At 59.5% G+C, this 8,924-nt stretch carries 8 protein-coding genes and 2 tRNA genes; 8 read left to right on the forward strand and 2 right to left on the reverse strand.

Going from position 1 to position 8,924, the window contains the following annotated elements; genetic code table 11:
* The first annotated feature begins 208 nt into the window (after positions 1–208).
* Both DBR18_RS00495 and DBR18_RS00500 read left to right on the forward strand, forming a co-directional pair.
* Positions 209–284 (forward strand) — tRNA-Val (locus tag DBR18_RS00495).
* Positions 285–303: 19 nt separating this feature from the next.
* Positions 304–380, forward strand: a tRNA-Asp gene (locus DBR18_RS00500).
* Positions 381–581: 201 nt separating this feature from the next.
* Here the strand turns inward: DBR18_RS00500 and DBR18_RS00505 are convergent.
* Positions 582–1,748, reverse strand: a complete 1,167-nt coding sequence (locus DBR18_RS00505) for a catalase family protein (RefSeq protein ID WP_108588864.1) — start codon at positions 1,746–1,748, stop codon at positions 582–584.
* Positions 1,745–3,553 (reverse strand): di-heme-cytochrome C peroxidase, encoded by a 1,809-nt coding sequence (locus DBR18_RS00510; RefSeq protein WP_108588865.1) that lies wholly within the window; start codon positions 3,551–3,553, stop codon positions 1,745–1,747. The genes DBR18_RS00505 and DBR18_RS00510 overlap by 4 nt, the downstream gene beginning before the upstream one ends.
* Positions 3,554–3,822: 269 nt before the next feature.
* Here DBR18_RS00510 and DBR18_RS00515 point away from each other — a divergent pair, with 269 nt between their 5' ends.
* The 6 genes from DBR18_RS00515 to DBR18_RS00540 form a co-directional block, all read left to right on the forward strand.
* Entirely contained in the window at positions 3,823–4,542 is a 720-nt protein-coding gene (locus DBR18_RS00515) for an FKBP-type peptidyl-prolyl cis-trans isomerase (RefSeq protein ID WP_108588866.1), read from the forward strand.
* Positions 4,543–4,836: 294 nt separating this feature from the next.
* A complete protein-coding gene (locus tag DBR18_RS00520) occupies positions 4,837–5,292 on the forward strand; it encodes a YkvA family protein (RefSeq protein WP_108588867.1) in 456 nt (151 codons plus the stop codon).
* A 112-nt stretch (positions 5,293–5,404) separates the two neighbouring features.
* A complete protein-coding gene (locus DBR18_RS00525) occupies positions 5,405–5,746 on the forward strand; it encodes a helix-turn-helix domain-containing protein (RefSeq protein WP_108588868.1) in 342 nt (113 codons plus the stop codon).
* Positions 5,743–6,114: a hypothetical protein gene (locus tag DBR18_RS00530; RefSeq protein ID WP_003223109.1), complete on the forward strand. Its 372-nt coding sequence runs from the start codon at positions 5,743–5,745 to the stop codon at positions 6,112–6,114. Before DBR18_RS00525 ends, DBR18_RS00530 begins: the two co-directional genes overlap by 4 nt.
* Positions 6,114–6,521 carry a sel1 repeat family protein gene (locus DBR18_RS00535; protein ID WP_108588869.1) on the forward strand — a complete coding sequence of 136 codons (408 nt, stop codon included), beginning with the start codon at positions 6,114–6,116 and terminating at the stop codon, positions 6,519–6,521. The genes DBR18_RS00530 and DBR18_RS00535 overlap by 1 nt, the downstream gene beginning before the upstream one ends.
* A 238-nt stretch (positions 6,522–6,759) precedes the next feature.
* The coding region (locus DBR18_RS00540; RefSeq protein WP_146188719.1) for a DUF6531 domain-containing protein at positions 6,760–8,924 on the forward strand (2,165 nt) is incomplete at its 3' end.

The following is an 8,924-nucleotide window of genomic DNA, read 5'->3' on the forward strand; positions in this document are numbered from 1 at the left end:
GCTGCGCCATATTCGGTAACCTGGACCACTGAACGCCAGGTCACCACGGAAAAACCCGCCTAAGCGGGTTTTTTTCTGTCTCAAGTTTGTACCTTGTTCCATCGGGTTTGTGTCGTTTCACCGGTTTTCGGATTTTTTTGAAAAAAACTTCAATTAAATCAACACATTACGAAAACTTGTGGCATAATGCGCCCCGTAACGAAGCGAAGGGTGATTAGCTCAGCTGGGAGAGCGTCTGCCTTACAAGCAGAATGTCGGCGGTTCGATCCCGTCATCGCCCACCATTCGTTTCAAGCGTTTCGCGCAGCGGTAGTTCAGTCGGTTAGAATACCGGCCTGTCACGCCGGGGGTCGCGGGTTCGAGTCCCGTCCGCTGCGCCATATTCGGTCACCTGGACCCACTGAACGCCAGGTCACCACAGAAAGCCCGCCTAGTGCGGGCTTTTTGCTGTCTGCGATTTGTGAAATCACTCGTTCGCCCCTGTAGGAGCTGCGGCACGCTGCGATCTTTTGACCTTGATTGCAAAGATCAAAAGATCGCAGCCTCGTTTCACTCGGCAGCTCCTACAGGGGGGGTGATTTTTACTGTTCGGCATTGCGGCTATGGCGATAATCGCTTACCGCCTCATACACCGCTTTGCGCAAGCGGTTGATCCCGCCGATCGGCCGATGCGCCTCAATACCAAACCACGGATTGAACGACAGGTTGTCGCACGCCAGATTCAGCGCAGGCGTGTCGAAGTCCTGCGCAGGCAGAGTGATCCGCGCGACTGTTTCGAACGCTGAATCCTGCTCGCGCCACTGGATGCTGGTGTCCTCGATCGGCATGTAGGTGTTCGCATCCTGTCGCTGAATCTGCAGCACAAAACACGCCGGCACCCGATCCGTGGACAACTGCTGATTCAACGCACTGCGCAGGAAATTCGGCAGGTCGTGATTTTGCGGGGGCAGGGTGTAGGCCGGGCAGTTGTCCGGATCCGGCGCAACGCGAAACTTGGCATTGGCCTCGCCAAATTTGTAAGGCGATACCGAAAAGTAGGTGGTCGCGGTCGGGCTCTCCGGTGCTGGCGACAAGGTTGCCAGCGCGATGAACAAATGGCGGACCTGCCAGGTGCGCGGATCCCAACCGGGGAAAAACGCCATGATCTTCTTGCCGTCGGCTTGAGCGGCCACATTCTGACGATATTCGGCGACATCGCTGACAAAGAAATTCGGGTGGCTGAACATCACGAAGTCTTGCTCGTGGCGCTCCTGACGGTCGGCGAGCAACGGCTTGCCGGGCACATCAAGTAACTTGATCGCCATGCCCCGGGCGTCGCGGATACTGTCGAACTGCGGGTAGGCGTTGCCATTGGACAGGCGAATCAACGCCTGCCAGGTTTTGCCCGGTTCGCTGAAGACGCCCTGGCGCAGCGTTGGCGTCAGTTCCGGCAATACCGTTACTTCAGCTTTCACGCATCCGTGGGCCTTGGCGTGGGCGTCGCGCAGGTAACGCGTGCCTTCGCGGTGTTGATCGACGATGCGTACGGCAGTCTGGATCACGTCCTGGGTCATGGCCGCTTCACCGGCGGGAATCTGTTCCTGCGCCGACACCGGGCCGCGGTGTTGCCAGGCGAACCATGCGCTGGCAACGGCCCAGCCCAGCAGGCCGACAACCAATAAAACCAGCAGGGTTTTGCCCAGCAGTCGTCCCAGCCACAGCCAGATGCGGGCAGGCATCGACGGTTTTTTGTACGAATTGATCATCATGGCAATTGCGCCTCCAGCGGTCCGCCCAGCACTTTGAGGTACTCCAGCAAGGCCCAGCGTTCTTCTGGTTGCAGCAGTCGACCGATCACGCCATTACCCCGCTCGCCAGCGCGGAATTCGTGGCCGCTGTTGTGGTTGCCGCTGATGCGCGTGTCGAACAAAAAGCCATTAGTGAAAGCTTCTGTGCGGTAACCCAAGTGGCGCGGATCGTACTCGAACGTGCCTTTATAGAAGGTGGCGGCGCGTTCATCCTGCGGCGACAGCAACTGATAAAGGCTCGGCACCGAACCGTTGTGCAGAAACGGCGCGGTGGCCCAGACACCGGCCAATGGCCTGGCCTTGTAGGCAAGTTTTTCGCGTACGCCGATCGGCAGGCCGAAACCATCGAGCTGCGGTTTCTCCTGCGCGGTGACGCCAGCCTCGCGATAGGCCCGGTTTTCGACGAAAGCGGTGACGTAAGCCAGACCCTTGGCCACCGATAGCTGGCTCAGATCCAGTGGTTCAGTTGGCGTCGGATGCAGCTTTACATCCATCTGCTCCAGTTCCTTCAGGTTCCACTGCAGCGGCGTCAGGTCGAAACGGTGGCTGGCGATGTTGGTCGCGGCATTCGGATCGGTGCCGATGACGTCTACTGGCAGCATGTGCAAATGCTGCACCCAGCGCTCACCCTCCTGAGTTTTGCGTGGCACGTGGCAACCGGCGCAGTTTTCGGCAAACAGCGCTCGGCCCTTGGCGGCCAGCGGTTTGTCGATAGCTCCCAGCACCTCCTCCGGCCAGGCGGGTGGTTGCAGGCGTTGCAGGGTTTCTTCGATCTTGTGCAGATCACGCACGCGCACACTGGACGCATAACGCGCGTCGCCTTGCAGCGGCTGGCCGTTGTTGTCGAAGAAATTCAGCGTGGCGCCGACCCCCAGCGCTTCACCGATGTTGCGCGCCATCGGTTGCTGCGCCGAGCCGTTCCATTGCACCCAGTCGAACGTCCACATGTCCCACAGTTGCGGGTAGTCCACCGGAGCGTCGGCCACGCGGTAGTTGGCGGGGGAAATCGCGTCGCCGAAGGTGGCGTTGGCGATGCGGCCGAAGGCGTCGGTGCGTCCCGGGCCTTCTTCGGTCGGGTAGAGGCCGCGATGGGTGTCGTTCCAGGCGACTTTGAGGAAGGTGTTCAGCGAATGCTTGAAGTCCTTGCGAAGTTGTTCATGGCGCACGTCGTAGTCGTTGCCCAGCACATTGCGAGCGAAACGTTCGAATTTCCACGGGTTGTAGTAAGTCGAGGTCAGACTGGCGACCAAGGCCTGTCCGAAACTGCCTCCGCGCAAGGTAGGAACGCTGGAAGGCAGGACATGTTGCGCCGAGCCGCCATCAATCCGCACGGCTTGGCCGTTGAAACGCAATTCGCCGGTGTGGCAGGCGGCGCAGGTGATATCGAGAAATTGTTCGGTGCCGCCAGGATTCTGATGGCGGGCGAAGCCGACCGGCAGATTGCCGGGGTTGCTCGACGTGGCCTTCTGCTGCGGATCGATCAGAAAACCGAAGCGTGCGAGGTATTCCGGGGACGCGAAGCGCTCCTGTGAGAAGGGCAGTTCCAGCGCCTGGAACCATTCGTAGCGCAGGCCTTTGACTTGCGTGCCTTGCGGGGTGAAGTAGTAGGTCTGGCGTTCTTCAGCGCTCCACTGGTTCAGGTAATGCACCTGTCGGGCGGGGGTGTAGAACGGCAATTTCGGGTTGGCGACATAGTACAAAATGACTGTAAGGGCCAGGCCCAGCAGCACGATGATCAGGATCAGTACACGGTATAAGAGGCGCAAGATAAACATCCTTGTCGAGTTGTTGCGCTGTTATGCCTGAGCCGTTGGGGTGCGGCAAGTGGCCATTACGCCAACTGTCGTAGGAAGTCTCGTCTGCCTTTGTCAGGCCAAGATGACAGAAGCTTCATCGTCGCATTGCCCGAATGCGTTTTAATCCCTGAACTTATCGGACGTTTCCTGCTCTCATGCCGGTAGCCATTGGTCGTGGCGGCCTGATAAGCTCGCGGCTTTACTCGATTGCCCTTTCGGCGCATGAACAAGGAAATAGCATGAAACAGCATCGGTTGGCGGCGGCGGTTGCCCTGGTTAGCCTGGTCCTCGCGGGTTGTGATTCGCAGACCAGCGTAGAGCTGAAAACCCCGGCGCAAAAAGCTTCCTACGGTATCGGCCTGAACATGGGCAAGAGCCTTGCTCAGGAAGGCATGGATGATCTGGACTCCAAAGCGGTAGCCCAGGGCATCGAAGATGCCGTCGGCAAGAAAGAACAGAAGCTGAAGGATGAAGAATTGGTCGAAGCCTTCGCCGCGCTGCAAAAGCGTGCCGAAGAGCGCATGGCCAAGATGAGCGAAGAGTCGGCAGCTGCCGGCAAGAAATTCCTCGAAGAAAACGGCAAGAAGCCTGGTGTCACCACCACTGCTTCCGGTCTGCAGTACGAAGTGGTCAAGAAAGCCGATGGCCCACAGCCCAAGCCGACTGACGTAGTGACCGTTCACTACACCGGCAAGCTGACCAACGGTACCGTGTTCGACAGCTCCGTTGAACGTGGCAGCCCGATCGATTTGCCGGTCAGCGGCGTGATCCCGGGTTGGGTTGAAGGTCTGCAACTGATGCACGTTGGCGAGAAGTACAAACTGTACATCCCTAGCGATCTGGCCTATGGCGCGCAATCGCCAAGCCCGGCTATCCCGGCCAATTCGGTTCTGGTTTTCGACCTGGAACTGCTGGCCATCAAGGATCCGAGCAAAGAAGACGCTGCTGCTGCCAAGTAATCGGTAACGGCTTCGCCAACAACGCCTCGCTTATGCGGGGCGTTGTTGCATCTGGAGGATGGCGAGGGTAAACAGAGCGAACGGATGCCGCTGGCAGCAGTCCTAGAGATTAAGGCCGCCAGCGCTAGACGCCCTGAGCCGCCAAGTCAATGAAATATTGGGGTTTTTTATGTGAGTAAAAAACGCCCGATCTGAGCGCAGCCCTTATGAAACGGGGCTTTCAGCGCTGAAATGCAGCTCTGTTCACAAGGTTATCCACAATTTGTGTGGATAACATTTCAACGGGAGAAATAGATGAAAGCTCCGTGGAATTTCGCCCGGTTTCTGCCTCTGGCGGGACGACTGCTGGCCCGTGGACGTTTGCCAACCCTGTTGTTTGCAGTGGCAAGCAAAAGTGCCGCGCAGGGCAATCGGCTGGGCAAGCTCAAGGACGATCTGCGTTTGCTTCAGGCGTTGTGTCTGGCTTACTGGCGTGGCGAATATCGGGCGATCAGTCCGAAAGCCATCGTTTCGGTGGTGGCGGGTCTGATGTATTTCCTCAGCCCGGTGGATGCGATCCCGGATTTCATCCCCGTATTCGGCATGCTCGATGACATCGCTGTTCTGGCGTGGGTGATGAAAACCCTCGACGACGAGCTCAGTGCTTTCAGACTCTGGCGCGACCGGCAGAGGCCGGAAAAACTCGTGGTGGTCGAACGTCTTCCTGATACCCCCGAGCAACTTCAGCTTCAGGCCCCGAAAAAGCCCTGATTCACCTTGCCTGCACACAGATAGATACCCCCCGCGACCTTGGCCGCTGTTAGGATTACACTTCTAGGGAAAAGTGCTGACTCGCTAAGTGTTGTTGTCCTACGGGGTAGTCATGGATATTCAGATAATTGCACGCGATGGCGAACCCGAATACGCGGTTCTGCCATGGGTCCAGTATCAGGCTCTACTGAAAGCAGCAGGCATCAAGGAAACACCGCAACAGCAGGCGCCAGCGCCGGTCGCAGCATCGCCGGACCCGATTCTTCCAGGTCTGGATCAATTACGCAGTTTGCGCGAAGGGAAGGGCATCGCCATCGAGGCGCTGGCCCGCACGGTAGGCATCAGCCCGTCTTATCTGGCCATGATCGAAAGTGGCGAGCGTCAGCCTGACGCCGCGATTCGCCGCAGCCTGGCCTGGGAACTGACGGTGCCCGGTTGGAGGGATGAATCGTGAGCGTACGCATCAGTCGTCAACATTGGGACGGATTGCTGGGGGAGCTGGATCAGGCGCGCAGACAGCGCCATCTGTTGACCTACCGAGCCTTGCTTGAACGTTTGCAACTGCCGACACCGGCGATGCAGACACTGACCGCCGCACTGGAACATCTGGCTGCACTGGACGCCAAGGCCGAGCAGCCATTGCGCAGTTCACTGGTGATCAGCCAGGGTGCAAGTCGTCTGCCACGTACCGGTTTTTTTGAGTGCGTTGAACGTCTGGGACGTTTTTCCGGGCCATCCGATGGCGTGGCGGCTGCTTCCTGGCATGCGTCGGAAGTGGTCAGGGTCTTCGAATACGAGTACCCGGAATCGGCGGAGGCCTAGTGTTTTTACGACTCAAGGCGTCGGCCAGTTACTGGTTGGCCCGTAGGCTGTTTCACTGGTCGTGGTTTGTCCGCCAGCCCAGAGGCTGGCGCTGGCTCGAAGGGCAGTTTGCGCGTATGGCCAACCTCGGCGATGTCGGCGCGCAAAGCTTTTACGGGCACATTCTGACGTTTCGCGGTGTAGGCTTGGGTGCCCGCGAAGAAGGCGTACGGCTGTTGCGTCTGGCGGCACTCGCCGGTGATGGCAAAGCGGCCTATCAGGTTGGCGTGATCAGCCTGGCGGGCAGTGCGAGCAAGGCACCGGATCCGGCAGAAGCGGCGCGCTGGTGGACCTTGGCCGCCAAGGCCGGCCACCCGTTGGCCGAGCTCAAACTCAAAGAATTGAGCGCTCGGGATTCAACGCAGTAAATCCATTTGTGTCGGTCCGACAAACGTGGCGTGAGGGAAACTTCACGCCACGTTTGCGTTTATCGCTATACGTTTTGTAGTAATCGGTCTTTTGCAGATTGGTCCTACAGCAAACGCCTACTTGCCTGACTTCTTTCCTGATTAATCCCCCGCAAAGTCCCCGCGCCTAATTTCTGCGCGAGGGAACGCTCATGTTTGACCCGGTTTTTCATTCCACCCCGCATCGTTGTGTGCGCTGATGGAAGCCGTCCGCCGTATCGAGCAGGAACTCGACAGCTTCCCCGACACCCTCAACCTCTATCGCCAGCAGCTTGAACACTGGTTCAGCAGTGCGGCCGACCAGGTCAGTCACGCGGCAGATCTGCCGTCGCTGATGGGCATGGAGCGGGTGATCCGCTTCGGTGATCGCGTCACCGCTGTCAGCACAGGCGACAACGATTTCTTCTCCAGCGTCGTCCAGTGCCCGAAGGGCGGGGTGATGACGATCGAGAGCAAGTTCGAGTCGGTGTACGACATTCCGCTGGGCGACATCGTGGTTGATGTGGTGGCGGTGGATGGTGGAAAGATCACGCCTGTCACGCTGGATGCGCAGGGTAAAGGCTCATTCACTGGCGAGGAGGGCAAGTTCTACCGGGTTCATGTCCGCAGCGAGGTCACCTCCGAGCAGATCAACGATCTGTTTACCGCCTATGACGGACTGACGCGTGAACTCGATGACTGGTTGCGCAGCGAGTGGCAGGTGTTCAAGCCGCAGTGGTCGCAGTCGGTGGCGACAGCCGCGGGCAACGGCATGCTCGCCGGGAGTTGGGCGGCGATCGAGGGGGTATGGGACAGCATCGGCATGCTGTCGGAGATTCTGCAGGATCCAGGGGCGTTTGGCGAACGCCTTGGAAGCGGCGCGGCCGATCTGATCCGCCTCGCAGAATCAGCTCCGGATGTCATGCAAAAGCTGCAGTTGCTGGTCAGCGATGAGGCGGCGCTGTGTTTGCTGCTGCGCAGTGCGAGTCTCTGGCTGGAGATGTTGCCGCCCAGCCAGATCGCCGGAAAAACCGCTGAAACGGCGTCGATGATGATCGTGCAGGTGCTGATCGATGTGTTGATCAGCGTTGTGTTGACATTCGTCGGGGCTGGCGCAGGGATCGCTTATCTGACGCTTCGCCTGGCAGATCGCGCCGCCCAGCTTCTTTCGGTTGCGAAGCGCCTGGTCAAGTCGATTTTCGGCATCGTCAACACGTTCATCCATTATGTCGATCAGTACAAAACCGTCGCAGCGCGGGGCGTTGCTGCCGGCGTTAAAAAGGGTCGCATGCAGTTGCGCTGGGATGCGAAGCGCAATACCGCCCTGAAGCAAAACGAGCATCACGATAACGCTCCCGATCAAGCCAAAAACCCCAACGGCGACAGTGCCGATTGCGCGCCGCTGACCTGCACCAACGGCTGCCCGGTGTCGATGGTTACCGGTGAAGAACTGCTGACCCTGAGCGATGGCACGCTCGATGGGGTGTTGCCGTTCGAGTTCACCCGGCTGTACCGCACCAGCGCGGTGGAGATCGATGTCGGGCTGGGGTTTGGCTGGAGCCATTCGCTGGCGCATCGGCTGGAGTTCGATGGCGATGCAGTGGTCTGGGTCGATCACGAAAACCGCCGCACACGGTTTCCGCTACCCAGTGTTGAGCGCCCGGCGATTCACAACAGCCTGTCGCGGGCGGCGATTTTTCTCGGGGATGAGCCGGAGGAATTGATCCTCGCGCTGGCGGGGGATACGGCGCGGTTTTATCACTTTCGCGCGGGCCGGCTGGTGGCAGTCAGTGATGCGCATGGCAATCGGCTGACGCTGCATCGCGATTATGCCGAGCGTGTGCAGCGCCTGGATAACGGGGCCGGGCGCTCGCTGTTGTTGCGTTACGACCGCGCGCATCTGGTCGCGGTTGATTACCAGGTGCTGGCAGGCGATGGCTGGCGCACCGAACAGACCCTCGCCAGCTATCGCTACGACGCCCGCCAGCGCCTGCTGGAAGCCACCAACGCGGTCGGTGACAGCGAGCGCTACGACTACGACGATCAGCACGTCATCCTGCAGCGGCAGTTGACCGGTGGCGCGAGTTTCTTCTGGGAATGGGAGCGCTCGGGCAAGGCCGCGCGCTGCGTGCGCCACTGGGCCTCGTTCTCGCAGATGGACACCCGCTACGTCTGGGACGGCAGCGGCCGGGTCACGGTGCATTACGTCGATGGCAGCGTAGAGACCTACGTCCACGATGACCACGCGCGACTGGTGCGCAAGGTCCAGGCCGATGGCGCTGAACATCTCAAGGCTTATGACGCTCAGGGCCGCCTGATTGCCGAGCAAGGGCCGCTCGGTGCCGTGACCGAATACCGCTACGACGAAGCCGGACGGCTGATCGC

The sequence above is a fragment of the Pseudomonas sp. HMWF021 genome (assembly GCF_003061005.1).
GTDB lineage: Bacteria > Pseudomonadota > Gammaproteobacteria > Pseudomonadales > Pseudomonadaceae > Aquipseudomonas.

Excerpts from the sequence above, each read along its gene's own strand:
- DBR18_RS00505 (WP_108588864.1), bottom strand. The coding sequence starts at position 1,748 with ATGATGATCAATTCGTACAAAAAACCGTCGATGCCTGCCCGCATCTGG.
- DBR18_RS00515 (WP_108588866.1), top strand. The coding sequence starts at position 3,823 with ATGAAACAGCATCGGTTGGCGGCGGCGGTTGCCCTGGTTAGCCTGGTC.
- DBR18_RS00520 (WP_108588867.1), top strand. The coding sequence starts at position 4,837 with ATGAAAGCTCCGTGGAATTTCGCCCGGTTTCTGCCTCTGGCGGGACGA.
- DBR18_RS00525 (WP_108588868.1), top strand. The coding sequence starts at position 5,405 with ATGGATATTCAGATAATTGCACGCGATGGCGAACCCGAATACGCGGTT.